This window comes from Pseudomonas sp. JZ114 (assembly GCF_051027705.1).
In the GTDB taxonomy this organism is placed as follows: domain Bacteria; phylum Pseudomonadota; class Gammaproteobacteria; order Pseudomonadales; family Pseudomonadaceae; genus Chryseomonas; species Chryseomonas luteola.
The window spans coordinates 118,516-144,173 of the sequence record NZ_CP069257.1; the positions used below are offsets into that span (position 1 = coordinate 118,516).

At 53.7% G+C, this 25,658-nt stretch carries 19 protein-coding genes; 6 read left to right on the forward strand and 13 right to left on the reverse strand.

Features of this window, described 5'->3' with window-relative positions; translation table 11 throughout:
* Positions 1–126: 126 nt before the first annotated feature.
* Entirely contained in the window at positions 127–1,500 is a 1,374-nt protein-coding gene (gene ppnN / locus JQR90_RS20040; RefSeq protein ID WP_010798949.1) for a nucleotide 5'-monophosphate nucleosidase PpnN, read from the reverse strand.
* A 279-nt stretch (positions 1,501–1,779) separates the two neighbouring features.
* On the opposite strand from ppnN, the gene JQR90_RS20045 reads away from it, so the two are divergent.
* Entirely contained in the window at positions 1,780–4,143 is a 2,364-nt protein-coding gene (locus tag JQR90_RS20045; RefSeq protein ID WP_010798950.1) for a DNA polymerase II, read from the forward strand.
* Between the two features lie 130 nt (positions 4,144–4,273).
* The gene (locus JQR90_RS20050; protein WP_010798951.1) at positions 4,274–4,891 is read left to right on the forward strand and encodes a histidine phosphatase family protein; all 618 of its coding nucleotides are present in this window, start codon (positions 4,274–4,276) and stop codon (positions 4,889–4,891) included.
* 318 nt (positions 4,892–5,209) lie between these two features.
* On the opposite strand, the gene JQR90_RS20055 is transcribed toward JQR90_RS20050, so the two are convergent.
* The 9 genes from JQR90_RS20055 to JQR90_RS20095 all read right to left on the reverse strand — a co-directional run bounded on the left by JQR90_RS20055 (position 5,210) and on the right by JQR90_RS20095 (position 17,337).
* On the reverse strand, positions 5,210–6,007 hold the full coding sequence (locus JQR90_RS20055) for an undecaprenyl-diphosphate phosphatase (protein ID WP_010798952.1): 798 nt from the start codon (positions 6,005–6,007) through the stop codon (positions 5,210–5,212).
* Between the two features lie 402 nt (positions 6,008–6,409).
* Positions 6,410–7,171, reverse strand: a complete 762-nt coding sequence (locus JQR90_RS20060; RefSeq protein WP_010798953.1) for an ABC transporter ATP-binding protein — start codon at positions 7,169–7,171, stop codon at positions 6,410–6,412.
* Positions 7,168–8,208: a FecCD family ABC transporter permease gene (locus tag JQR90_RS20065; RefSeq protein WP_010798954.1), complete on the reverse strand. Its 1,041-nt coding sequence runs from the start codon at positions 8,206–8,208 to the stop codon at positions 7,168–7,170. The genes JQR90_RS20060 and JQR90_RS20065 overlap by 4 nt, the downstream gene beginning before the upstream one ends.
* Entirely contained in the window at positions 8,205–9,275 is a 1,071-nt protein-coding gene (locus JQR90_RS20070; protein ID WP_010798955.1) for an ABC transporter substrate-binding protein, read from the reverse strand. The genes JQR90_RS20065 and JQR90_RS20070 overlap by 4 nt, the downstream gene beginning before the upstream one ends.
* 187 nt (positions 9,276–9,462) lie before the next feature.
* Positions 9,463–10,701 carry a zinc metallochaperone GTPase ZigA gene (gene zigA / locus JQR90_RS20075; RefSeq protein WP_051370266.1) on the reverse strand — a complete coding sequence of 413 codons (1,239 nt, stop codon included), beginning with the start codon at positions 10,699–10,701 and terminating at the stop codon, positions 9,463–9,465.
* A complete protein-coding gene (dksA, locus tag JQR90_RS20080) occupies positions 10,685–11,089 on the reverse strand; it encodes an RNA polymerase-binding protein DksA (RefSeq protein WP_010798957.1) in 405 nt (134 codons plus the stop codon). The genes zigA and dksA overlap by 17 nt, the downstream gene beginning before the upstream one ends.
* 195 nt (positions 11,090–11,284) lie before the next feature.
* Positions 11,285–13,735: an EAL domain-containing protein gene (locus JQR90_RS20085; protein WP_434140916.1), complete on the reverse strand. Its 2,451-nt coding sequence runs from the start codon at positions 13,733–13,735 to the stop codon at positions 11,285–11,287.
* Positions 13,736–13,885: 150 nt separating this feature from the next.
* Positions 13,886–14,770: an EamA family transporter gene (locus JQR90_RS20090; protein ID WP_434141131.1), complete on the reverse strand. Its 885-nt coding sequence runs from the start codon at positions 14,768–14,770 to the stop codon at positions 13,886–13,888.
* A gap of 500 nt (positions 14,771–15,270) precedes the next feature.
* Positions 15,271–17,337: an acyltransferase family protein gene (locus JQR90_RS20095; protein WP_434140918.1), complete on the reverse strand. Its 2,067-nt coding sequence runs from the start codon at positions 17,335–17,337 to the stop codon at positions 15,271–15,273.
* Positions 17,338–17,840: 503 nt separating this feature from the next.
* Between JQR90_RS20095 and JQR90_RS20100 the strand changes: the two genes are divergently transcribed.
* Positions 17,841–18,992 (forward strand): acyltransferase family protein, encoded by a 1,152-nt coding sequence (locus tag JQR90_RS20100; RefSeq protein WP_434140920.1) that lies wholly within the window; start codon positions 17,841–17,843, stop codon positions 18,990–18,992.
* 135 nt (positions 18,993–19,127) lie between these two features.
* Here the strand turns inward: JQR90_RS20100 and JQR90_RS20105 are convergent, their stop codons facing one another.
* Together JQR90_RS20105 and JQR90_RS20110 are read right to left on the reverse strand one after the other, a co-directional pair.
* Complete coding sequence (locus JQR90_RS20105; protein ID WP_434140922.1) at positions 19,128–19,448, reverse strand: hypothetical protein; 321 nt, start codon at positions 19,446–19,448, stop codon at positions 19,128–19,130.
* Between the two features lie 104 nt (positions 19,449–19,552).
* Positions 19,553–21,148: an isocitrate lyase gene (locus tag JQR90_RS20110; RefSeq protein WP_010798965.1), complete on the reverse strand. Its 1,596-nt coding sequence runs from the start codon at positions 21,146–21,148 to the stop codon at positions 19,553–19,555.
* A 744-nt stretch (positions 21,149–21,892) separates the two neighbouring features.
* Here JQR90_RS20110 and JQR90_RS20115 point away from each other — a divergent pair.
* Positions 21,893–22,762 (forward strand): alpha/beta fold hydrolase, encoded by an 870-nt coding sequence (locus JQR90_RS20115; protein WP_010798966.1) that lies wholly within the window; start codon positions 21,893–21,895, stop codon positions 22,760–22,762.
* A gap of 401 nt (positions 22,763–23,163) precedes the next feature.
* The gene (locus tag JQR90_RS20120) at positions 23,164–23,658 is read left to right on the forward strand and encodes a hypothetical protein (protein ID WP_010798967.1); all 495 of its coding nucleotides are present in this window, start codon (positions 23,164–23,166) and stop codon (positions 23,656–23,658) included.
* A gap of 96 nt (positions 23,659–23,754) precedes the next feature.
* Here JQR90_RS20120 and JQR90_RS20125 read toward each other — a convergent pair whose 3' ends face one another.
* On the reverse strand, positions 23,755–24,099 hold the full coding sequence (locus JQR90_RS20125; RefSeq protein WP_173869118.1) for a DUF1883 domain-containing protein: 345 nt from the start codon (positions 24,097–24,099) through the stop codon (positions 23,755–23,757).
* A 184-nt stretch (positions 24,100–24,283) separates the two neighbouring features.
* Between JQR90_RS20125 and JQR90_RS20130 the strand changes: the two genes are divergently transcribed.
* Complete coding sequence (locus JQR90_RS20130) at positions 24,284–25,645, forward strand: aryl-sulfate sulfotransferase (protein WP_010798969.1); 1,362 nt, start codon at positions 24,284–24,286, stop codon at positions 25,643–25,645.
* Positions 25,646–25,658: the final 13 nt, after the last annotated feature.

The following is a 25,658-nucleotide window of genomic DNA, read 5'->3' on the forward strand; positions in this document are numbered from 1 at the left end:
AAACGGAGGAGTAATAAATCGCTGAGTAAAGCCAAAGAATATGACAAAAGGATGACGGGTGAGCGGACGTGGAACATCCTGTTGTTCGAGGGCTGGGAGAGCATGGGCTGCTCTCCCAGATCTGGCTCAGGTGACGACACGGTAGCAGGGTACATAGGGCGCGCCACCGGGCAGCTTCATCCGATGCTGGTCCACAAAGGCCTGCAACAGATGATCCAGCGGTTTCATGATGGCCGGGTCACCATGAATTGTGTAGGGACCGTATTGCTCGATCAACCGGATACCCTTGTCCTTGACGTTACCTGCCACAATGCCTGAGAACGCCCGACGCAGATTGGCGGCCAGCTCATGGGGCGGTATCTCGCGGCTCAAGGTGAGGCTCGCCATATTTTCATGGGTTGGATCGAAGGGGCGCTGGAAGCCCTCTTCAATCTTGAGCATCCAGTTGAAGTGAAAGGCATCGTTACGCTCGCGACGGAACTGTTTGACGGCTTTGAGACCTTTGGCCATTTCACGCGCCACTTCAGAGGGATCATCAATGATGATCTTGTAATGCTTTTGCGCCGCTTCGCCCAATGTGGCGCCAATGAAGGCATGTAGCTGTTCCAGGTACGGTGCAGCGCTGCTTGGGCCGGTCAGGATCACCGGAAATGGTAGGCCGGCATTTTCGGGATGCATGAGAATACCGAGCAGGTAGAGAAACTCTTCCGCCGTGCCTGCTCCACCTGGAAAGATGATGATGCCGTGGCCAACCCGTACGAAAGCCTCCAGACGCTTTTCAATGTCCGGCAGGATCACCAGCTCGTTAACGATCGGGTTGGGGGCTTCGGCGGCAATGATGCCTGGCTCGGTCAGACCCAGATAGCGACCGCCCGAGATCCGCTGCTTGGCATGGGCAATCGTGGCGCCTTTCATTGGGCCTTTCATCACGCCCGGGCCGCAACCGGTACAGATATCGAGGCTGCGTAGGCCCAATTCATGACCGACCCGCTTGGTGTACTTATATTCCTCGGTGCTGATTGAATGGCCGCCCCAACAGACAACCATCTTAGGCTCTACACCGGGTCGCAGGGTGCGGGCATTACGTAGCAGGTGGAATACGTAATCGGTAATGCCTTGCGAGGTATTCAGGTCGATCCGAACGCTTTCCAGCTCGCTTTCGGTGTAGACGATATCCCGTAGTGCACTGAACAGCATCTCACGAGTGCTGGCAATCATTTCGCCGTCGACGAAGGCATCTGCCGGTGCGTTGATCAGCTCCAGCCGTACGCCTCGATCCTGCTGATGGATGCGAACCTCAAAATCCTGATAAGCCTCAAGAATGGTCTTGGCATTATCGCTATGGGCGCCTGTGTTGAGGATCGCCAAGGCGCATTGGCGGAACAGGGTGTAGACGCTTCCTGAACCGGCAGCACTCAGTTGTTGTACTTCGCGTTGCGAAAGTGTTTCCAGGCTCCCCTTGGGGCTGACGGAGGCATTGATAACGTGTCTTGGAGCCATGCTTGATTCCTTATGACGAATACCACCACGCTAACGCGTGTAACATCAGGATGATGATCGCCGAGGCGATCGTGTAGTGCAGGGTGTTCTCTTCGGTACTGACCACCGGCGAGCTATGAAATCACAGCAATTTGTATCATTGGCTTCTCCCTGACGCGAAAAGATTCCCAACGCACGTGGCGCATGTATCCAACTCTATCCCTTGTTCACGTGAGTTACCAATACAGGCATGACGCGGCAGCTGGGTAGAATGCGGCGGTTAGTACTGAGGAAGTAGCGGTGGATCTACAACAGGGTTTCGTTCTGACCCGCCACTGGCGTGATACAGCGGCCGGTACGGAAGTAGAGTTCTGGTTGGCGACCGATCAGGGACCACGGCGGGTACGCCTGGCCATGCAGCGTTCCGTTGCATTTGTGCCGCTGGAACAGGTTGAGCCGATTCGTCGACTGATTGAGCACGAGCGGGAGGTGGAACTACGCCCGCTGGCGCTGTCCGATTTTCGTCATCGGCCAGTCCTGGGGCTTTATTGCCACCAGCATCGACAGCTGATCCAGCTTGCCAGACAGATCAAGGACGCCGGGCTGGATATCTACGAAGCGGACATCCGGCCACCCGAGCGATATCTGATGGAGCGCTTCATTACAGCTCCTGTCTGGTTCTCCGGTACTCCTGATGCGCACGGCGTAGTCCTGCGGGCCCAGCTCAAGCCCGCCCCTGACTACCGACCGCATTTAAAATTGGTCTCCCTGGATATCGAAACTAATGAACGAGGCGATCTGTATTGCATAGGTCTGCACGGGTGTGGCCAGCGGCAGGTCTATATGCTCGGACCCGCTAACGGTGACGCCGAGGCAGTCGATTTCTGCCTGGAATACTGCCAGACACGTGCCGAGCTGATTGAGCGGCTCAATGGTTGGCTCACCTTGCATGATCCCGACGCCATTATTGGGTGGAACCTCGTACAGTTCGACCTACGCATCCTGCGGGAGCATGCGCAACGCTTCGGAATGCCGCTCATGCTGGGGCGTGGTGACGAGGCCGTCGAATGGAGGGAGCAGGGGAGCGAACATAGGCACTATTTCGTATCAGCACCGGGACGGTTGATACTCGATGGAATTGAAGCGTTGCGTTCAGCTACGTGGTCCTTTTCCTCATACAGCCTGGAGAATGTTGCCCAGAGCCTCTTGGGCGAAGGCAAAGCCATCGATAATCCCTATCAACGGATGGCATCGATCAATCGCATGTTCGCGCAGGATAAACCTTCGCTTGCACGCTACAACCTCAAGGACTGCGAGCTGGTTACCCGCATCTTTGAAAAGACGGAGCTTCTGCCTTTCCTGTTGGAGCGAGCCAGCGTAACGGGCCTGCCGGTAGACCGTAGCGGTGGTTCGGTGGCAGCCTTTACGCACCTTTACCTGCCACTCATGCACCGGCAGGGTTTCGTTGCGCCCAATCTGGGCGAAAAGGTGCCGGAGGCGAGCCCGGGAGGGTTCGTCATGAACTCGCGGCCCGGGCTGTATGATTCTGTGCTCGTACTGGATTATAAAAGCCTGTATCCGTCGATTATTCGGACCTTTCTGATTGACCCGGTGGGGCTGATCGAGGGGCTGCGCCAACCCGGCGATGACTACGCTGTTCCTGGTTTCAAGGGTGCGCACTTTTCCCGCACCCGGCATTGTCTGCCCGCGATGGTGGAGCGTGTGTGGGAAGGGCGTGAGGCGGCCAAGCGGGAACAGAACAAGGCGCTTTCCCAAGCTCTGAAGATCATCATGAATGCGTTTTACGGTGTATTGGGATCAAGCGGCTGTCGATTTTTCGATACCCGTCTTGCGTCATCAATCACGATGCGCGGACATGAAATCATGCACCAGACGCGCGAGTTGATCGAGGCCCAGGGGTATACCGTCATCTACGGCGATACCGATTCGACCTTTGTCTGGCTCGGTCGGCCCCATGCCGAGGCCGAGGCTCAGCAAATAGGTCGGTCTCTTGTCCAACTCATCAATCGTTGGTGGCGCGAGCATCTACAGGAGACCTACGGCCTTGCCAGTGCCCTTGAGTTGCAGTTCGAGTCGCACTTCCATCGGTTTCTCATGCCCACCATTCGCGGTGCTGAAGAGGGTAGTAAAAAACGCTATGCGGGGTTGATAAAAGGCGCTGACGGCACGGACGAGATGGTCTTTAAAGGGCTCGAAACGGTACGCACCGACTGGTCGCCATTGGCCCAGCGCTTTCAGCGGGAGCTTTATCTACGCATCTTCAATGCCGAGCCCTACCAGGATTACGTCCAGCGCTATGTCAGCCAGACCCTCTCAGGCGAACTGGACGAGCTGCTGGTCTATCGTAAGCGCCTGCGCCGTCGCCTGGATGACTACCAGCGCAATGTGCCACCGCATGTACGAGCGGCCCGCATGGCAGATGCTTACAACGACGAAAAAGGTCGACCGAGGCAGTACCAGAACGGCGGATGGATCAGTTACCTGATGACGAAAGCCGGCCCGGAACCGCTCGAAGCGCGTCGATCGCCGGTGGATTATGACCATTACATCGAGCGCCAGCTCAAGCCCATCGCTGACGCTATCCTGCCTTTCGTGAATGACCGGTTCGCCAGGTTGATCGATGTTCAGCTGGATCTCTTTTGATAGTAGACGCATCCATCAAGCGCTCTTTCAGGCTACCGATACGGCAAGAGGCCATAAGGTGTTTATATGAAGAGGTGAAGTGATAGGCTTGTGGTCCCGCCGCTTAACTGATCCGATAAGGAAGCATGTGATGACTGCTCAGGCACCAACGCTCTATGTGATCCGGCATGGAGAGACCGACTGGAACGTTGAGAGTCGCATGCAGGGCCGCCGAGACATACCGCTCAACGCCAAGGGTCGAGAGCAGGCACAGGCGGTGGGGGTTCTGCTCGATTGGCTGTTACCCAGTCCTGGTGCGCTGGACTTCGCTTCAAGTCCTCTGATTCGCGCCCGTGAAACAATGGAGATCGTTCGGGCCCAGCTCACGTTGCCACCCGAGCAGTATCGTGCCGACGAACGCCTTGCTGAGATTTCGTTTGGTACATGGGAGGGGCTTCGTTGGGATGAGATTGAGGGCCGCTATCCTGAGGCCTTTACCCACTGGAGAAAGGACGCCTTTAACTTCCAGTTCGAAGAGGGCGAAAGTTATGCCCAGGCCCTGCTTCGGCTGGCTTATTTTCGAGAAGATCTGAAGCAAGACACCGTGCTGGTTGCCCATGCGGGCATTATCCGAACGCTGATGGCACTATATGGATGTATTCCATACGAACAGGCGCCACATCTGCTGATTCCCCAAGGGCAGGTACTTATGCTTCGTCCTGAGTCCTTCTGCTGGCTAAAGGGAAGTCAGGCTCCCAGCGGCAACTGAGCTCTGCCATCTGCCAATGCTGGGAGCGGGGGGGATCGCGTCAGCCTATTTCCCGCTCGGTATAGCAAAAGGCTTACACGCTGTGTCCAGGGTTGGCGCTATGGCGTTCCTGTATTGCTCTGTATTCTATGCGCATCACTTGAGCACAGGATGTGCTGCATCAGATCACGGATGATTGATTAGCCAGGATGGCTGCTCTGCAGGATGCAGAGAGAGTGAGTAAAAAACCCCGCTTCGGCGGGTTTTTGTTTTTGCGATGAAAACATCTAGTTTTCACCAGGGCAGCCCGTCTGTAGCAGACCGCCCTGTGTGAGTGATTTAGATGAACAAGGCGAACAGCACTGCGCCAAGCGCGAGGCGATAGATCACAAATGGCAGCATGCCGATTTTGTCGAGGGCCTTCAGGAACAGCTTGATGCACAGCAATGCTGAGATGAACGACAGCCCGACACCCCAGGCAATATCGACCCATTGTGCATCGGTGCCCGTCTGGATCAGTTCAACGGTCTTGAGTCCGCCAGCAGCCAGGATGAGCGGAATCGACAGCAGGAAGGAGAAACGGGCTGCTGCCTGACGCGTAAAACCAAGCAGTAGCGCTGCGGTCATGGTGATACCGGAGCGTGATGTGCCGGGAATCAGCGCTAGTGCTTGCGCCAGACCAATCACCAGGGCTGATTGCCAACTCAGGCTATCCATGTCCCGGGTACGGCTGCCTTTGGCGTCCGCCCACCACAGGATCAAGCCGAAAACGATGGTGGAGGTCGCGATTACCAAGGCTGCACGGGCATAGCTTTCGATGTAATGCTCCAGCATGAGGCCTGCCAGTGCCGCTGGAATAGTACCGATAATGATCGCCCAGCCAAGCCGGCTTTCCGGGCTCGACTGGCGCGTTACGACTTGTCGGGTCCAGCCCATGGCTGTCGCCAGAACCTCATGACGAAAGGCCAGAACCACCGCAAGAAGGGTTCCTACATGTACGGCCACATCAAAGGCGAGCCCCTGGTCCGGCCAGCCAAAGAGCTGGGAGGGTAGAATCAGGTGTGCGGAGGAGGAGACAGGTAGAAACTCGGTAATCCCTTGAATGAGTGAAAGGATTAATACGTGGAACCATTCCATTAGGTGTCCTTACTGCATAGCGGTAACTGAGTTAAAGCTGGACACTGCTAGCCCTGCGATGCAAACACAGCAGGCAGTTGCCCAAACATGAATTGCATTGGGGGGCAAAAATGGGGTTAGTTCCTTTCAAAGCCAATATGTTTTTGAGAGTGTGATTCCTTTCACTCAAAAAGATCCCGTTTTCAGAATCGTCCACAAAGGTTAAACATTTTTTTCACGTAATTTTTACAAGCGATCTAGTAAGGCGGCATTGCCGAGTGGGTTGGCGATGGTGACGGTACTGGCTGTATCAGTCGGATAAAGAAGACATACACAGGGTGAGATGGCTGTTGAAACTGGCTATGGTTCGGGCTGACAGGCAGGCGTTATTCCGGCCCCTCGATACTTGAGACGTGGCGCGACTCATATCAGGTATTGAATATGGAGTCTTCCGTGATAGGCGGAAGGTGCTACCTCTGCTCTGACGCCATATACCGAATGGATAAGTTCTGCCGTAAGCACCTCCTGCGGCCGTCCCGAGGCAATGCAGCGGCCCTTGTGTAGAACGGCCAGCGTATCGCAAAACATAGCCGCCAGGTTCAGATCATGGATGGCCAGGACGCAGGTCAGTGGAAGGCGATGAATCAGTGAAAGCAGCTCGAGCTGATGCTGGATATCCAGATGGTTGGTCGGCTCGTCCAGCAACAGTTCGGTTGGCTCCTGGGCCAGGGCGCGAGCAATCTGTACCCGCTGGCGCTCACCACCGGAAAGCGTGTGCCAACGCTGATGCCGGCTGTTGTGCATGCCAACATGCTGTAGCGCTTGCTCCACCACTTGGTCATCCCTAGCTGTCCAGGGCGAGAGTACTGTTCGGTGAGGCGTTCTGCCCAGGCGTACCGTTTCCAGGACCGATAGGTCAGCCTCGGTCGAAGCGTGCTGCTCGACCATAGCGATTCGCCGCGCCACCGTACGGCGAGGCAGGCGGCTTACCGGGTCGTTATCCAGCGTGACACTGCCGTCCGTAGGGGTGCGCAAGCCTGCCAGCAACCGGAGCAGCGAAGATTTTCCCGACCCATTAGGGCCGATCAGACCTATGACGCCTCCCTTGGGAATTTCCAGCGTTACGCCATCCACCAGCAGGCGACGACTCACCGACCAGGAGACGCGATGTGCAGCCAGGGTCATGGTGATGTCCTCGTACGATACAGGATCAGCGCAAAGGCCGGCGCACCTACCAGCGCGGTCACGACCCCGATAGGCAGGACCTGATGGGGAACCAGTATGCGAGAGACGATATCCGCCAGCACGAGAAAATTGGCACCCAGCAAAATGGATGCGGGCAGAAGTCGAGTGTGCGACGGACCTACCAGAAAGCGTGCGGCATGGGGAATGACCAGGCCTACAAACCCTACCGCGCCTACAAGGCTGACCATCGTAGCGGTAATCAGTGCTGTCAGCGCAAAAAGAATCAGGCGCACGGCGATTACCGGAACACCCAGAGAGGCTGCGGTTTCTTCACCAAACGAGAACGCATCCAGCGTACGGGCAAAAAACAGACAGGCTACCAGGCCAATGCCGACCGCACCCACGGCTAGGGTGACGTCCGGCCAGCGGATACCGCCCAGACTCCCCAGGAGCCAGAACATCACGCTTCGAGCCTGCTCGGCGTTGGCGGACGTTGACACGATATACGCCGTCAGGGCGTTGAAAAGCTGGGAGCCTGCCACGCCTGCCAGCAAAATGCGGGTCGGTCCACTGTTGAGCTTTGCTGCCAGAAGCAGAACCAGTACGAAGGCCAGCACTGCACCTAGGAATGCACCAACTGAGAGACTTAGGGTGCCGGCACCTATGCCCAGCAACATAACGACAACCGCTCCGGTAGACGCACCCGCCGAAATGCCCAGCACGTAGGGTTCGGCCAGCGCATTGCGTAGGAGAGCTTGCAGAATCGCACCGCATAATGCCAATCCGGCACCGCAAGATGCAGCGACCAGAGCGCGGCTCAGTCGATATTCCCAGACAATGCCCTGCTGAATTGGGTTAAGTGCATAGTCTCCCCAGCCCAGCCCATTGAGGATGGCCTTCAGCGTAATATCGAAGGGAATCTGCATTTCTCCCAGCGATGCCGCCATTAATATCGAAACGCCCAGCGAAACCAGTGACAGCAACGCAAACAGCAGGCGCCAGGGCCTGCCGCGATCATTGGACAGCGGTTGTATCATTGGACTGGCCTGGAGTGAGACGTTTCCAGAGCATTGGAAATCGCCTCGATACCGTCCAGAACGCGCATCGAAGGATTAAGTGACTGCGCATCCACAACGATAATCTGATTATTCCGGACGGCCTTGAGCTGACGTGTTACGGGATCGCTGCGAAGAAAGGCAAGTTTTTTCTCCACATCGTCTGCCGGATAGAGGCGTCTCTCCATCCGCGTGATGACAAGCAGATCCGGATCCTGGGCGGCAATCTGCTCCCAGCTGACGCTGGGCCATTCATCGTTGCTCTGGATAACGTTATTCAGGCCGAGCACCTCTGAAATATACGCCGGGACACCCTGCTGACCGGCTACCCATGGATCACCTTCCAGGCGTGAGCTGGAAAACCAGTACACGACCGACTGAGGCATATGCGTGTGTTGCCCGGCTTGGGCAATAGCTTGCTTCAAGCGCTCATCCAACTGATGGGCCAGGGCATCGCCGCGCGCCTGGACATCAAAAATACGTGCAAGCTCGTGAATTTCCTGGGTTATCAGATCGAGCGTGAACGGTTTGGTGCGGCTACCGTCGGCATTGGACGTAGCCGTTACCTCTTTCCCCTCGCAATCGCTCGGCGCTATATAGGCAGGGATACCCAGTGACGCCAGCTGTTCGAACGTGGCCACTTCGCCATTCGGACCAACATGGTAGGTGTATTGCGCAGCGACGAAATCCGGCGATGTGTTGGCGACCGCTTCAAAGCTGGGTGCGTTATCAGCAAGCCGAGGAATCTTATCGTTATCGGCCTTGAGGGTGGGCTGAATCGGACCGAACCAGATGCCTGTTCCCACCATACGATCAGCCAGGCCCAGTGAGAGCAACAACTCTGTACTGGCCTGTCCCAGCGTAACGGCTCGCTTGGGCGAATCCGCAAAGGTCAGTGTATGTCCGCAATTGTTCATGGTAAGCGGATAGGTCGTATGGTTTTCAGCCAAGGCAACGCTGGTAAATGAGGTGACTGATACCAGAAGTAATCCCAGCAGTGGAATGAGTCGACGAGCAGGCATCGCCGATTTAACGCAAGCAAACCGCATGATATTCCTTGTAAGGGATGACACGTCCCATTAAACGCCCATGATAACCCTCAAGCCGCTATCCATGCTTGAGCCTGAATAACGTAAAGGGTTTAAGGCAGGTTCTACACTCAGGCACAACGGTGCGACCAAGTAATGTTCGGCATGAAAGAGCGAAGCACGCTTCTACAATCTACTGTGGTGCCGATCAGTTGGTTGCCTGATCGTCTGTCCAGTCCCCAAAAGGATCGGGCCAGGTACGCCAGACGTGCGACCCTAGTGCAAACTCCTGATTGGTTAGCAGGCAACAGTCAAGCTCATTCTTCAATAGGTTGAAGTCCACATTCTGACCGATAAACACGAGTTCCTGGCGGCAGTCGCCTACCTCCGGGTTCCAGCAAGCCATGATGCTCGCCAGGCTTTCTTCATCCTGAGGCCAGGACGTTTTAGGGACGAAGCGCCACCATTGGCCCGCCGGGCCATGGCGCATAAGCCCTCCCGCCTGAGACCAGCTACCGGCTTCTTCTGGCTTGGAGGCCAGCCAGAAGTATCCTTTGGAGCGAAGCAGTCGCCCGTTATGCCAATCCTGATTCAGAAAGTCGAAGAAACGTTGGGGATGAAAGGGGCGGCGTGCCTTATAGGACGTAGAGGCAATGCCATACTCCTGCGTTTCAGGAATATGCTCGCCACGCATTTCCTTGAGCCAGCCCGGCGCATGTGCGGCGCGTTCAAAATCGAAAAGGCCGGTGTTGAGAATCATATCCAGTGGGACGTCACCCATTACCATTGAATGAATACGGGCATGCGTATTGAGTCGCTTCAGAATCGCAACGAGTTCTTCACGTTCGGCCTGGCTGATCAGGTCTATCTTGCTGATCAGAATGACGTCTGCAAACTCTACCTGCTCAATCAGCAAGTCGGTAATGGAGCGCTCATCATCGTCACCCAACGTCTCACCGCGCGAAGCCAGGCTGTCGGCATTCTGGTAATCCTGCAGAAAGTTGACACCATCTACAACGGTGACCAATGTGTCGAGCCGTGCGAGATCGGCAAGACTGGTACCCTGTTCGTCTCGGAAGGTAAACGTCTCGGCAACCGGAAGCGGCTCGGAAATGCCAGTCGACTCGATGAGCAGGTAGTCGAAGCGGCCTTCACGTGCCAAGCGGCTGACTTCTTCAAGCAGGTCTTCACGCAGCGTGCAACAGATGCAGCCGTTGCTCATTTCGATCAGTTTTTCTTCCGCGCGATTGAGGCTGACGTCACGTTGCACTTCGCTTCCGTCGATATTGACTTCGCTCATGTCGTTAACGATGACCGCAACCCGCCGGTTTTCACGGTTTTTAAGGATATGGTTCAGCAAGGTGCTCTTGCCGGCACCCAGAAAGCCGGACAGTACCGTTACAGGCAATGAAGAAAGAGAAGGGGAAGGATCAATCCTGGCGGACATGGCGTTCACGTTGTTCCTGTCGTTGCTTGGCTTCGATACAAAGGGTGGCTGTCGGGCGTAGCAGGAGCCGGCCAAGGCCTATAGGCTCACCCGTTTCCTCGCACCAGCCGTAGGTACCTTGAGCTAAGCGATCGAGAGCGGCGTCGATCTTGTCGATCAGCTTTTTCTGGCGCTCCAGTTGGCGTAGCTGCCACTGCTGCTGCTCTTCCCGGGTGGCGATGTCCGCGGCATCTGCAGAATACTCAAGCGTTCGTAGGGCCTGGAATTCAGCATCGATCTGGCGAGACAACTCTTTCCGTTCGGTCTCCAGCCGCTGTTTGAAAAAAGCCTGTTGGGCTTCACTCATATAGGCTTCTACAGGTTGTGCAATGAGCTCATGCTCGTTCATAAGAAATAACCTATAAATGTTATAACATAACAATACAGGATCGTTTAGGACGAATCAATGCTTCTCCAGCTGTGCCTTTTACAGTAGCGAGATCAGTTAGGCCGAGCTACGCAGCCAGTCTATAAGTGTAACCACGCACCTGAAGGGGATTAAAAGTCAACGTGCCCCAACCGATCCGTTGGGGCAGTGAGAGATTCAGTTGAAATGAACAGGCTTTATGTCTGCCTGAGGCTCCTCAGGCGCCCATAGTTCGGTAGCCCATTGAGCGCATATCTGACGGGTGAATGGCTGAGGGTGGGAGACGGCATAACCCTGTACATAATCTACGCCGAGCACTTTCAAGGCCTCGATAATGGCGGAAGTCTCTGCAAATTCGGCAATGGTGCGTTTGCCGGTGAGATGACCCAAACGATTGATCACATCAACAGTGGCTCGATCGACCGGATCTTCCAGCAGGTTTTTCACAAAGCTGCCATCAATCTTGAGATAGTCCACCGGTAAATGTTTGAGGTATGTGAACGAAGACATCCCTGCGCCAAAATCATCCAGAGAGAAGCGAAAACCCAACTCTCTTAGGGTCTCGATAAACGTACGTGCGGCATTGAGGTTGGCTATGGCGTGGGTTTCGGTAATCTCAAAGCAGATCCGGTTGGGCGCAACTGCGTGCAGGGCCAAACGATCCTGGATGTAATCGATCAGGGACATATCGCCCAATGACGAGCCTGACAGGTTAATGGCGCATACGCTTAACAGCTCCGGTGGCAAGGTGGCGCAGATAGCAAAGGCCTCGTTGATGACCCAGCGATCCAGTAGTCCCATGAGGCCGTAGCGTTCGGCAGCAGGAATGAACGCGAACGGGCCTATCAGCGTGCCTTGTTCGTCGTGAAGCCGGAGCAGGACCTCGACATGGCGATCATGTGCAGTCTGTGGGCCAACTCCATAGATAGGCTGGGCGTACAGACAGAAGCGATCCTCGTCCAGTGCCTTGTGAATTCGCTGCACCCAGGTCATTTCGCCCTGACGCTGGGTCATTTCCTTATCATCATAGGTGTAGACCTGGATCCGGTTGCGGCCTTTGTCCTTGGCGGCATAGCAGGCAAGATCCGCCATGCGTAGGGCATCTTCACTACTGAGTTCCCGGCCGCCCAGATGGACGATACCGATGCTCAGGCCCACCTTGAAGGATTGGCCTGCTGCCTGGAAGTCCTGACTGCGGGCCAGCAGCCGCAAGCGCTCGGCAAGGGACTCGGCAGCCTCAGGGGTGCAGTTTTCCAGCAATACACCAAACTCATCGCCCCCCAGTCTTGCCAACGTGTCGTTGGCATCCAAGAGGCTTTGAAGGGAGGTGCAGAGCTGCAGCAGCAGGCGGTCGCCCTGAAAGTGGCCGGTGGTGTCATTGACGATCTTGAACTGGTCTACATCGAAAAAAAGCAGAGACGCGTGCTTGTCCTGTGTGTTTTTCAGCAGCAGTGTTAGTCGCCGCTCGAACTCGCGTCGGTTAAGCAACCCTGTCAAAGGATCGTGAGCGGCCTGCCATGCCAGCTGATCAAGGTATTCCCGTTCGCGAGTCCGGTCATGCAACACCAGGACAGCGCCCGCCTGTCCATTCACCTGTCCCAATGGAGCGCTGGCAAGGGCAACGGGAAGTGACTTGCCGTTACTGCTGCGCAAGGTGTAGTGCGTGGTTACGTCGCTGGATTGCCATTCGCCTGCAAATAGCCGAGTGCTGACAGGCACTGGGGTCGAGGTGCCACTGTCTTCAGTCTGGATATCCAGTAGCGTATCGACAGGCTTTCCTACAGCCGCTTCCGCTGTATGACCAATCAGGCGCGCCGCGGCCGGATTGAGATATTCCAGACGCCCATTGGCATTGATTGCCATAACGGCATCGACGATAGAGGCGAGGATAATCTGTGCCCGTTCTTTCTCTTTTTGAAGTGCTTGCTCGAACGCGCGGCGCTGCATGACCAGCGTATGCATCCGCCAGGTCGTCAGGCCCACCAGCAGCAGAGCAGTTCCCAAATTGATGAGAAGCAGGACGTGAATGAAGTGACGTGAGGCTTCCCCTAGCACACGAGAAAAGGCAATGGTTTCCGGCAGCATACGGTTATGCAGCATGAGCAATTGTTGCTTCCAGTGCTCACGGTCTCGCAGCGACGCGTCCGCTGAGCGGGCGTATACCGTTTGAGCCAAAGCCTGAAGCTCATCCATATGAGGATCGGTCACATGCCAGTGATTGATAACTTGCCGAAGTGGATCGACAGTATGAGCCCAGCGAAACAGGCGGATCATACCCGGCATGTCAGCAGGGTGATTGCCCGCCGCAACCAGCAGTCTATAAGCCTCTTCAGGATTGCCACGTGCCGCTAGCAGGTCACGCGCCTGCCGATCGAGCTGATTGACCTTGAAGTAGTCCAGAAACATCTGGTAGTGGCTCGGCTCGCCCGTATCGATGTAAGTGTTCAACGCCAGCATGGCGTTGCCCAGGCTTTTGCTCCATAAGCTCTCAGCCGTCACATAGCCTCTGACAGTCGACAGCAGATTCAGACTGGCAACAGCCACCAGCGCCTGCAGGCAGACGATAAAGATGAAGGGCCATACGACTCGATGAGTACGTTGGCTGGTGGCTTTCGAACGTTTGAACATGAAACCTTTCCAGCAATGCCATAAGTGGCAGTTTGATGAAAAGGTATCGGCGGAAGGTGCGTTTAACTGTTGCCGGATTTACGGGTTTTTACAAAAAAAAGCGAACCGCTGGAGGACGGCTCGCTAAAGAAAACAGCAGGAACAGGTGTGTCAGTTCAATACACGTTGCCGCGGTGCAAACAGACGGCCACCAAACACATTGACTGCTAGGCCTCCCATGACCAGCAGGGCACCGACCAGTTGGAACGACGTGAGCTGCTCATCCAGAAATACAGCTGCCGAAGCGATACCGATAATTGGCACCAGCAGCGAAAACGGTGCAACCTGGCTTGCCGGATAACGCGAGAGCAGACGGCTCCACAGGCAGTAGCCCAGCAAAGTAGCAACGAAGGCCAGATAAACGACCGCCAGAATCGATGACGTGCTGATCCCTTGCAGGGCGCTTACTATCCGGTCAGGACCTTCAAGCCAGTACGACAGTAGGTAAAAGGGGATCGGTGGAACAATGCTGCCCCATACGACCAGCCCCAGCATATCGACCTGACCAATACGCTTGGTGACGATATTTCCCATCCCCCACATGGCGGCCGCGCAAAGGGTGAGGACAAAGCCCAGTACACGCAGGTTTCCGCCACTCTCTAGTCCGATGAAAATCAGCCCACCTGCAGCAATGATAAGGCCGATGAGGTTCTGGGGGCGGAAGCGCTCGCCCAGAAACAGAACGGCCATCAGCAACGTAAAAAATGCCTGGGCTTGAAGTACCAGAGAGGCAAGACCTGCGGGCATACCCACATACATGGCCGAAAACAGAAAGGAAAACTGGCCCAATGAAATGGTGGCGCCGTAGGCCAGCAACCATTTCCATGAAATGGCGGGTCGCTTGACGAAGAAAACTGCCGGTAAGGCAGCCAGGGTAAAGCGCAGCGCGCCAAGCAGCATGGGAGGTACGCCATGCAGTCCGATCTTGATCACCACGAAATTAAGCCCCCACGCCACAATGACGACCAGGGCTAGAAGCAGATCCTTAGGGGACATGTGCAACCCGTTATCCAGATGAGGCAGCCGCAGGCTGCGAAATAAAGCCGGTCTGGCATCCCTGACTGGCCCCATGGTTTGTACCTTAGGTGGTAACACCTTGTAACTATAGATACAGCTGGATGAATTTCAGGGCGAACAGTAAGGGAAGAGCGCCTGGTATTCGTGTCGTTGCACGCCGTGCTCTGGCTGATTGCGTCCAATACCCGTTTCGTTTTATTGGTGTGTTCGACACGCTGCGCATGGCTAGGCGAAACTTTGACCCTGCGAGCTGCGTATGCCTACACCTTCCCGCATTATTTGCTTTGAGCTTATGTGATTTAAAAACCGGGTAGCGGCGCTAAGCGAGACTTGATAACTACTTCTAGGCCATTGGAAGTCAATAATACCAGCCTATTTAAGAGTGCTACTGACCAAGACAGTATCGGTGCTAAAAACAGGTAATCAGCTTTAAGGATAGTGTCTGATGTGGCCCGCCGTTTGGGCGGGCCATCTTCTTTCTATCGTATAACACTGGATTGACTGCTCGCAGCGTTGGATGTCTGCAGCAGACCTTGAGGCACCTTGAACGGATTGCCATAAGCCGTGATGTATTTGCGCCCAATGAGTGAGGAGCCGACCGTGTTCAAGTGGTCCCCATCCATATAGAGCGGTACATTCTCGAGCGACGAGTAGCAGCGTTCGGTATCACAGATCACCCTTTTCGGGTCGATCACAACAATGCCTGGATGTACCTTGCTCAGGTTATCGATAATCGTGTCGAAGTCCTTTTGCCGCTCATTCACCGCAACGACTGGAATAGAGCAGTCGCCATCCAGTTCGAAGGCCAGCTTCTTGATATCGCAGCGGTGCAGGTCTTCGCCCATTTCTGGAACGTCCTCAATAATGACAGGCGTAGCACCAGACGCCACAATCTTGGCCACTGCGTTTTGAAGACCGGTCTGCAGCGTGTTCATGGCGATAAAGTCGTCACTAGGCGCGTCGGGGCGGATACGGTAGAAATCCGTCATCCCCGGCTCGTTCAAGCCATACAGATACATGGCCCAACGCCCGGACAGAATCACATACTTGAACTGACTCTTTTCAATCAGGTTACTGATGACTGGGGAGGTCAGCTCAATCGACTTGTCGACGTGATTGCGACGTGGGTTCACATGAACACCCGCCACACCTGGCAGGTAGATAGTATTGGAGCGGGTTATATCGTATCCGCGGAGGTTGGCCTCCTTGAGCATGACATCGATCATGCCGGTAATTGCCCCGGCGTGCGAATCACCTACCAGCAGAACATCTACTTCTTTCTTGTCCTGAACACCGAGTTTGCACTGATCTGCAGATAACGGATTCAACAGGTCCGCGCCGTTGAAACAGCCTGCCCTTAGCTTGGGGAAAACTTCCTTGACGTTTTTATCCATTGTCAGGAGCGTACTGTCGTACCTGGACGCAAAGCCTTCCAGCTTGGCAGCTACCACCAGAAATGACGTGGTCATCAGGACCGGCAAGAGATAAAGAAATGCGAATGTGTTTTGCGGCTTGAATTTGATCTGAGTACGGAAAGGCTGCTCCACGAAGCGCCAGCTGAGGTATGCCAGCGCAAGGGAAACGCTGACCAGCATGATCTGATCTGTCGCCGTAATCTTTCCATGAACATAGTTATGAAAAGCGATCAGCGGCCAGTGCCATAGATACAAGGAATACGAAATCAGGCCAATGAACACCAGCGGCCGCAACGACAACAACTGAGACACTACGGTACGATGATGACCGCCGGACCAGATAAGCAATGCTGCTCCCAGGCATGGCCAGAGTGCATTCAGCCCTGGGAAAGGACTTGCCTTGTCCAGTACTAACGCCGGTATCAGGATCAGAGCAAGACCTGCCAGACCTGCAAGGGTAGACAAATGTTTGCCGGGACTACCCAGTGTTCTCCAGTGCATGGCCAAAGCGCTTCCAATCAGCAGCTCAAAGGCCCGTGTCGGCAAGAGATAGTAGGCGGACAATGGCTTGTATAGCGCGCCTAGCTCGGAGATGACAATGGCAACGACCAGTACGGCAAGGATCGCCCAGTTGAACAGTTGTTTACCTAACAGGCGATAGCCGAGCAGAAATAGCAACGGCCAGACAAAATAGTACTGCTCTTCAACTGCCAGTGACCAGGTATGCAGCAGGAGAACCTCGTGACTGCTGGATGAAAAGTAGCCATCCGTATCTTTCCAGAAGTAAAAATTCGAAAGTCCGAAGTAGGAAAACAATGCACTTCGGCTAAAGCCAATCAAATCGTTTGGTAATAAAACAAAAAAAGCGACAATGCTTGTGCAGAAAATGACTACTGTCAGTGCAGGCATTAAACGCTTGATGCGGTTTAAATAAAAACGGGTAAAGCTGAAACTGCTCCTTTCGGCCTGAGCGGCAATGTTTTGTGTAATAAGAAAACCTGAAATCACAAAAAAGACATCGACCCCTATAAATCCACCCCCAAAACCAGAAACCCCAACGTGGTTAAGTAATACAAGCAGCACAGCTATTGCTCTTAGACCATCTATGTCACTTCTGTAATCCCTTTCCATGAATAAACATGCTCCGATGAGATGAGAACTTTCACGGCTGCTAAGTTAGTTCATGGCAAAAAAAGAGTAGAAGTTTTTTTGAGAATTAGATCAATTATTCGACATGTACTACGTGGTTAATTTATAAAGTAAACTACAAATAATGTGCGCTTAATATCTAGGACTATGTGATGTCAATATGGGTTGCAACGATTTTAATGAGTTATCAAATTGCCACTATATAAGGCGCAGCAGCTGATTGGTTCTCGTTGGTTTGGCTTTTAAAAAAAGAGTAAGAGGATAGGGTGAGGGAGCGGGCTGCTTCATCTTTGCGGCATACAAGATGTATTGGTCAAATGGCTATCATTGTTTAAGCAGGGTGAGTTTCTTTACGATGAAGGGCTCTATCGCACTGCTTTCATGGTGCGCGTCTGGTTAAAACTGAAGTCAGATGAGCCGTAGTGGCTGTCATGGCGTTTATCTGACCGATCATAAATGGAATTATTGAAAGAGAACTCAACCAAATGACGATGACCTTTGGAATTATATCGCTGTATATAATTTCGCTCTTCGTACTTGACCATGTCTTCAGCAAGACCACTATCCTGTCAAGTCAAGCGCTTTCACGATCTTCTCCGCTGGATGCACTCAGGGGCTTGCTGGCGACATCGGTCGTATGTTCCCACTTTTTTGTTACCTATAACTGGAAGGCAACGGGAGAGTGGGGCAGGTCTGATAATACCATCATGAACAATATGGGCGCGGTTCCCGTATCTATTTTCTTTATGATCACCGGATTCCTGTTTTTCGGAAAAATTTATAACAAAAGTAGTATTGACTGGAAAAGGGTTTTTAGCTCTCGAGTCAAAAGAATAATGCCTTTGTACGTTTTTGCTGTTCTAGTCGTAGCGGCTGTCAGTTTTTATCAGACTCAATTCCACTTGGTCAGTTTGCCTCAACTGGTGAAAGAAATAATACGATGGGGAATATTCAAGGGATCCTCCTTTAATGGATTTGAAGACAGCTGGTTGATCACGGCAGGTGTTCAATGGACACTAAAATACGAGTGGTTTTTCTATTTACTGTTACCGGTATTGGCAGCTCTTTTGAATCGCCAAGGCTATGGTTGGTATCTGGCTGGTTCTCTGCTTGTCGCCCTTGCTGTAATACCTGCACATTATTTTCACTTTATTGATGCGTCATTAGGCATTCTGTTTCTGGCCGGTTTCCTACCGGTGCTTGTTAAAAACCACCGTCCTCATTGGATTTCCAAGCTCAGGAGCAAACCTGCGGCGGTGCTTGCCGTGGTATTGATTGGTATCAGCATGGGGTTGGATGACTATTTTTCGTTGTTGCAAGTAAGCATGTTGGGCATAGCTTTCCTGATCATGGCGTTGGGAAACGATCTGTTTGGCCTGCTTAGTCGGCGCGGCCTCAAGACTTTGGGCGAGATCAGCTACAGCATCTATTTGCTGCATGGCATCGTTCTGTACGTTGTCTTTACGCTGTGCAATGGCTTTGCCGTAACCGGCGGAAGCGTTACCAGCTACCTTGCGTTTTTACCTTTTATCCTGTTGCTGGTGTGCGGTATTTCGACGATCACGTTTCTTATGATTGAAAAGCCATTTATCCTCAAGCCCAAGCAAGGCATTGAAGCATTGGCACCGCCTCCTTGATGAATTGTTAGTCGCTACGCGGCCTTGTGGGAGGTTGCTTTTTTGCGATCGGATCACAGCATAAAAAACCAGGGCATGCCCTGGTTTTTGTATGTAAGAAGGGCAGCCGCAAGGGCTGCCCGAATAGTCTTAGAATTATTTTTCTATGTATTGAACACGTGGGCTGCTTTGAGCCTTCGACCATTGTTCGAGAAGCGTGCGGTACATACGTGACATGAACGTCTCGTCAGCCGCAGCGGTCTTGCCAACATAGCCTTTGCCACGATGATAGGTCTTGAAGCGAACCTTCATGTTCGGTTTTTCCTTCTCGAAGGCTTCCGGGTCGACGTTTGCCGGAAGCCGATCGATATGCACCTTGCCGGATGAGCAAATCCACAGGATGTGGTGATCATTTTTGTCCTTGCAGGAGGCATAAAGTTGTTTCAAGTCATCAAGGGTTGGGTTGTTGAGATCCATGATAGGGCTCCTCGTGAGACAGCTTCCGGTGGCACTCGGAAGGAAACGGTAAACAAGTCACTTACGGTAAAACCGGCCCGGATGGGCCGGAATAACGTTACTCGTCAATGGAACTGGTTCATGGTGTTGTCCTTGCCGCTCGCCTTGAGGGCTGCCTCGCCTGCGAAATATTCCTTGTGATCGTCCCCGATATCGGAGCCGGCCATGTTCTGGTGCTTCACACAGGCGATTCCCTGGCGAATCTCCTGGCGTTGAACGCCTTTTACATAGGCCAGCATGCCTTCATCAGCGAAGTAACCCTTCGCCAGGTTATCCGTCGACAGCGCCGCCGTGTGGTAGGTTGGCAAGGTAATGAGGTGATGGAATATCCCTGCCTCCCGGGAGCCGTCCCGCTGGAAGGTCCGAATTTTCTCATCGGCGATACGGGCCAGTTCGGTCTCGTCGTACTCTGCGCTCATCAACTTGGTACGGTCATAAGCCGATACGTCCTTGCCTTCAGCTTGCAGACTGTCAAAGACCTGCTGTCTGAAGTTCAGCGTCCAGTTGAAGGAAGGACTGTTGTTGTAGACCAGCTTGGCATTTGGAACGACCTCGCGGATGCGGTCAACCATGCTTTTGATCTGGCCAACGTGGGGCTTTTCCGTTTCAATCCATAGCAGGTCTGCCCCATTTTGCAGCGATGTGATGCAGTCCAGTACAACGCGATCCTGCCCGCTGCCCTGACGGAACTGGAACAGGCCGCTTGCCAGACGTTTGGGACGCAGCAGCTTTCCATCACGGTTGAGAATGACGTCTCCGTTCTTCAGTTCGGCAGGGCTGATCTCTTCACAATCGAGAAAACTGTTGTATTGATCGCCCAGGTCGCCCGGTTGCTTACTGACGGCAATCTGCTTGGTCAGCCCGGCGCCCAGGGAGTCTGTGCGAGCGACGATAACGCCGTCATCTACTCCCAACTCGAGGAATGCGTAGCGAACCGCATTGATCTTGGCCAGAAAATCTTCGTGGGGTACCGTGACCTTTCCATCCTGGTGACCGCACTGCTTTTCATCCGAGACCTGGTTTTCCAGCTGGATACAGCAGGCTCCGGCCTCGATCATCTTTTTGGCCAGCAAATAGGTGGCTTCCGCATTACCAAAGCCCGCATCGATATCGGCAATGATCGGTACGATATGGGTTTCATAGCTGTCGATCTGTTGCTGGATTGCTGCAGCCTTGGCGTTTTCATCGGCTGCACGGGCAGCATCCAGCTCACGGAACAGGCCACCCAGCTCGCGTGCATCTGCCTGACGCAAAAAGGTATACAGCTCCTCGATCAAAGCCGGAACAGCCGTCTTCTCGTGCATGGACTGGTCCGGTAGTGGGCCGAACTCCGAGCGCAACGCCGCAATCATCCAGCCTGACAGGTACAGGTAGCGCTTGTTGGTGGTCTTCAAATGCTTCTTGATGGAGATAAGCTTCTGTTGGCCGATAAAGCCGTGCCAGCAGCCCAGGGACTGGGTATATGCCGAGGAGTCGGCATCGTACTCAGCCATGTCTTTGCGCATGATGGCCGCGGTATATCGCGCAATATCCAGTCCGGTCCTGAAGCGGTTTTGTATCCGCATCCGGGCGGCATATTCGGGGTTGATAGCGTTCCAACTCTTGCCTGCTGTTTCTCTCAAGGCTGCGATGGCATTGATTTCATTTTGATAAACGGACATGGGGTCAATCCTTCTCGGCTGAAAATGACTTTCGAACAGTTTTTCCTACCGTGACCTGCGTGCCGCGTATAAGCGCAGCACTGGGCTCAACGTCGAGTGCGACTGAAGGAAGCGAAACAGCAGACAAGACATCTCTAGTGATACACCCTGCAGGGATACCGCTAAAGACGAATACCCTGGATCAGGTCGTTCACCTGATGCTGACCGAACCGCTGGGGTCATCTAACCGTTTCCGTACAGTTACAACTCTATGTAGTGCTTTATGGGCAGTTACTACAAAGGATGGCCCGAGGGTTACCCGGAGCGCAGCCAGAAGGCCTTTTTGGCCTCTTTCTAGCGAAAGCAGGGTCAGATTGCATGACCTTAAAAGGGTCGTCAATGCTTTTTTGTAGTAAAATTATATTTGTACTACAAAAGTAGTAGTGATCAGACGATGCGGCTACAACCCAGCGTTCATGCACCTTTTAGGGTGAAGGGGTATCCTGCTTTTGACTGATAAGTCACCTGGATGCATGGAGTTTTGTGCCGCTGAAGGAGAAAACAAAGAGGGAAGGCTCTAGGGTGAGGGCGGGCACTTTACAAGTAACGCCGCAGGCGATGGTCTAGTTTGCTCATTTCAACCCTTGCAACATGGTGACCGAGGTTGTCTGCCGTCCTTTGATTTAGTGGACGATGCTATCGGAACGATGTCAGGGCAAAGCGGTTCTTAACGTCATACCTTTGAACACTGCTGGAGCGTTCACTATGCAAGAGGTTGCAGTCACTCATCACAAGAGGCGTGCAAATGGCATTCTCCAGCATTATGTGGATGCCGGTAGCGGGGCGCCCGTCGTGCTGTTGCACGGCTTTCCTGAAACTTCCTACGCTTGGCGCCAACAGATCCCGGTGCTGGCGCAGCACTATCGCGTTATTGCGCCTGATCTAAGAGGTTATGGTGAGACTGAAAAGCCGTCGACAGGCTATGACAAGCGCACCATGGCCAATGACCTGTGTGCCCTGTTGGATAGTCTTGGGATAGAGCGTATAGCTCTGGTAGGCCATGACCGCGGTGCACGTGTTGCTACGCGCTTTGCCAAGGATCATCCACAGCGGCTCGAACGTCTGGTCGTTATGGACAATGTGCCAACACGAACGGTTTCCACCCAGATGAATGCAATCATTGCAAAGCACTATTGGTTCTTCATGTTTCATCTGGTGCCTGATCTTCCAGAACGTCTCATTTCAGGCAAGGAGGACATATGGCTTCGACATTTCTTTTCCGATTGGTGCTACGACCCCACGACGATTACGGGCGAAGCCTTTGACCATTATGTCCAGGCTTATCAAATGCCAGGTGCGGTCCGAGGTGCCATGGCCGATTACCGTGCTAATGCTGAAGACCTGGCGCAGGATAATGAAGATGCGGACGTGAAAATCAGCTGTCCGACATTGTCACTCTGGGGCGCTAATTTCGAAGCAGTAGGCAAGTTGTTCGATATGCCGTCCGTATGGGCAGAGCTGGCCACAGACCTAAAGACCGTTGCCATCGACCAGTGTGGTCATTTACCCCATGAGGAGAGACCCGAGCGCGTTAATGAGCTATTGCTGGAATTCCTGAAGCCTTGGAAGGGCTAGCCCTGATGACCTCATGAGAAAGGTTAGACTGCGAACCGCCTTGAAAAAAGGCACCTCGTCTCATTTCTTCCAAAACGTGCCGCACATGGCGCCTGTGACTGCCTGCACATGGGCTAAATAAAGTTTCTGGCATGAACTAAATAGCATTGATTTGTCTACATGGCACATTGATGCTATTTCGTGAAGTAGATCTTCGTAACGAGGTATTGCATCTGCTGACGCAGGCGTGCCGTTACAAGACGCTTCATCATCCCCATGGAGAAGGGTCATATCTGAACAAGAGGAGGCTCGACGTAAAGCCCAGCAGTAGTACCTGCATGGTAAGGAAGAAATCTGGCAGTTAAAGAAGTCGCTGGAATGCAGCGTGGGATAGGCATACGCAACTTAAAAGGATTAAGGCGATGCAGGAAACAATCGTACAACCTGAGTCATTTGTTCAGGGATTAAGTGATTACGTCAGCAAAGAAGACGCAGTCAATACCCAGAAGACCATTCATCAAGACGCCTTTATCCGGGGACTTAAAGAGCGGCTACCCGCCGAGACGCGGGACACCTTTACCGCCGAGCAACTGGCCTCATTGAAGCTGGCCTTCGGTACTCGCCCCTGGAGCAAACACCCGGTCGATGTCCGGACTACGTTCAAGTTCTTTCGTAGTCGTTACTACTTTGTAATGGTGGCTGGCAAAGGCCATGCAGACGAGCAGAAAAGAACATCAGAGCTTTCGTTATTTGCCAAGGCCTTTGTCAAAGGCTCGTTGATGCTGATCTGGTTCACCGTCGCCTCCATTCTGCTGACTTTCTGCCTTTACATTCTCAAGTCAGCTCTGAATATCGACTTTTTCCCGGACTTTTCCTTTGGTATCTGGGACTGGTTTCAAAGTCTGTTTGATCGTTGAGCCCGGGGCACGTCAGCCAGTGTCAGTCACCTGCTGGCGGGCCCGAAAGCCCACGAATCGCCTGCTCTTGCTACAGAGCAGGCGGAGGGTCATTGCCTAACGAAAATCGGAAGGGGATTTCCGGACGATCTTAATGGAGTGGGTAAACGTCGGCTTGCGGGTTACGCTGATTGGGCGCCGCGTCACGACATCAAGCGTAATGTTCCAGAAGCCTGTGCTTGGAACCTTGATCTTGGCGGGGAACCGGTCAAACGCGCCGCCGTGATAGGTATGCCGACCGCCGTTTTTGAAACTGCGAAAGTTGGCGTCGTTCATGAGGCGAATATTGCAGGTCTGCGAGCAGTCGATAACGACCATATCACCTTCGTTAAGGTGCTCGCGCTGGTGTACGAATTTCATTGCAGCTCCACAGCGCTGTCTTTCAAAGGTGAACGATACCATAGCCCGGGCGTGGCTATCCCATGTGATTGGTCGTGTGCTGAGTCAGTAGTCGGTCTCACCTCTTCAACACAGGTGCCTATCTCCCGATCATCCTTGCGCGTGCAGTGCACTTACCCTTGCGTTGCTCTCTAATGCATCCACAGGCGAGCCATTTAATGGCGAACGTTAAGGGGATGAGGGTTCAATGACTATACGCTCGAAGATATCGTTTCTGCTTCTAGCTGGCCTGCTGGCTTGCGGCTCTGCATCAGCCATGTCCAGCTCGGTGCCAATCGGCACGACGTTTTATGATCCCCAAAAGGCGTATGGCAGCTTTGTGCTGTTTGATGGTAGCGACCAGCGTACTCACCTGATCGACATGAATGGCAATGAGGTAAAACAGTGGCGTTATCCTGGCTTTCCGTCGATTGCGCTGACGCCGGAGCAGGCTGGTGGAGAAAAAGGGCACGTACTTGTGCAGTTGGGAAACCTGGACAAACCGGTTTCCCTGGCATCATCAGGGAATGGACTCTACAACCAGGTAGTAGGGGAAGTGAGCTGGGATGGACAGGTGCGCTGGCAGTGGGGAAGCCGTGAAGCCCCAGCCTATCAACATCATGACATACGCCGTCTGGCGAATGGCGATACCTTGATGCTGACCAGTGAACTGACCCCGTTGGCCGGTTTTTCGGCGCCGCAAGTGATTGATAATCTGATCCGACAAATTGATCAAACTGGAAAACAGGTCTGGCAATGGCGGGTATCGGATCACCTGGATGAGCTGGGATTTACATCCGAGCAGCTCTCGCTGATTCGTGAGTCGGATGATCCGGATTTTCTGCATCTCAATACGGCAGCACCCCTTGGCGCCAACCATTGGCACCAGCAGGGCGATTCTCGCTTTGCGCCTGACAACATCATGGTTAGCGCTCGCAACGCCAATGTGGTCTTTATCGTAGAGCGCAAGACCGGCAAGGTCGTATGGCGGCTTGGGCCGGATTATCCTGAGGTAAAGCTGGCCGGTCCGGCGCCACGACCTGTAGACCAGATCGTAGGCCAGCACGACACCCACCTCATTCCTGAAGGTTTGCCGGGTGCTGGCAACCTCCTGCTGTTCGATAATCAGGGCAGTGCCGGTTTTCCTCCTGCACGCAAGGGCATTTTTTCAGCGTCCCGTATTCTCGAGATCGATCCCGTGACCCGCAAAATCGTATGGCAATATACCGCCGTACAGTCTGGCCGCGCACCCTGGACCTTTTTCAGTGCATTTATCAGTAATGCCCGCCGCCTGCCTAACGGCAACACTCTTATCAATGAAGGTCAGAATGGCCGTCTCTTCCAGATCACGCCCGCGGGGGAGATCGTCTGGGAATATATCAGCCCGTACACTGGCAAGTCGGCCCCAACGGATCGCTATGTGACCAACCGCGTGTACCGGGCAGAGGCGGTAAACTACGACTGGGCCCCATCTGGCACTCCGCATAAGGAAAATGCCGTAATGCCTGATTGCGAGCTATATCCAATGGCACCCCAATGCGTAAAAGTCGAAGTGGATTCAGGGCAATAGCCTGGCAGGAAAC

Excerpts from the sequence above, each read along its gene's own strand:
- ppnN (WP_010798949.1), bottom strand. The coding sequence starts at position 1,500 with ATGGCTCCAAGACACGTTATCAATGCCTCCGTCAGCCCCAAGGGGAGC.
- JQR90_RS20050 (WP_010798951.1), top strand. The coding sequence starts at position 4,274 with ATGACTGCTCAGGCACCAACGCTCTATGTGATCCGGCATGGAGAGACC.
- JQR90_RS20055 (WP_010798952.1), bottom strand. The coding sequence starts at position 6,007 with ATGGAATGGTTCCACGTATTAATCCTTTCACTCATTCAAGGGATTACC.
- JQR90_RS20060 (WP_010798953.1), bottom strand. The coding sequence starts at position 7,171 with ATGACCCTGGCTGCACATCGCGTCTCCTGGTCGGTGAGTCGTCGCCTG.
- JQR90_RS20065 (WP_010798954.1), bottom strand. The coding sequence starts at position 8,208 with ATGATACAACCGCTGTCCAATGATCGCGGCAGGCCCTGGCGCCTGCTG.
- JQR90_RS20070 (WP_010798955.1), bottom strand. The coding sequence starts at position 9,275 with ATGCGGTTTGCTTGCGTTAAATCGGCGATGCCTGCTCGTCGACTCATT.
- zigA (WP_051370266.1), bottom strand. The coding sequence starts at position 10,701 with ATGTCCGCCAGGATTGATCCTTCCCCTTCTCTTTCTTCATTGCCTGTA.
- dksA (WP_010798957.1), bottom strand. The coding sequence starts at position 11,089 with ATGAACGAGCATGAGCTCATTGCACAACCTGTAGAAGCCTATATGAGT.
- JQR90_RS20085 (WP_434140916.1), bottom strand. The coding sequence starts at position 13,735 with ATGTTCAAACGTTCGAAAGCCACCAGCCAACGTACTCATCGAGTCGTA.
- JQR90_RS20090 (WP_434141131.1), bottom strand. The coding sequence starts at position 14,770 with ATGTCCCCTAAGGATCTGCTTCTAGCCCTGGTCGTCATTGTGGCGTGG.
- JQR90_RS20095 (WP_434140918.1), bottom strand. The coding sequence starts at position 17,337 with ATGGAAAGGGATTACAGAAGTGACATAGATGGTCTAAGAGCAATAGCT.
- JQR90_RS20100 (WP_434140920.1), top strand. The coding sequence starts at position 17,841 with ATGACGATGACCTTTGGAATTATATCGCTGTATATAATTTCGCTCTTC.
- JQR90_RS20105 (WP_434140922.1), bottom strand. The coding sequence starts at position 19,448 with ATGGATCTCAACAACCCAACCCTTGATGACTTGAAACAACTTTATGCC.
- JQR90_RS20110 (WP_010798965.1), bottom strand. The coding sequence starts at position 21,148 with ATGTCCGTTTATCAAAATGAAATCAATGCCATCGCAGCCTTGAGAGAA.
- JQR90_RS20115 (WP_010798966.1), top strand. The coding sequence starts at position 21,893 with ATGCAAGAGGTTGCAGTCACTCATCACAAGAGGCGTGCAAATGGCATT.
- JQR90_RS20120 (WP_010798967.1), top strand. The coding sequence starts at position 23,164 with ATGCAGGAAACAATCGTACAACCTGAGTCATTTGTTCAGGGATTAAGT.
- JQR90_RS20125 (WP_173869118.1), bottom strand. The coding sequence starts at position 24,099 with ATGGTATCGTTCACCTTTGAAAGACAGCGCTGTGGAGCTGCAATGAAA.
- JQR90_RS20130 (WP_010798969.1), top strand. The coding sequence starts at position 24,284 with ATGACTATACGCTCGAAGATATCGTTTCTGCTTCTAGCTGGCCTGCTG.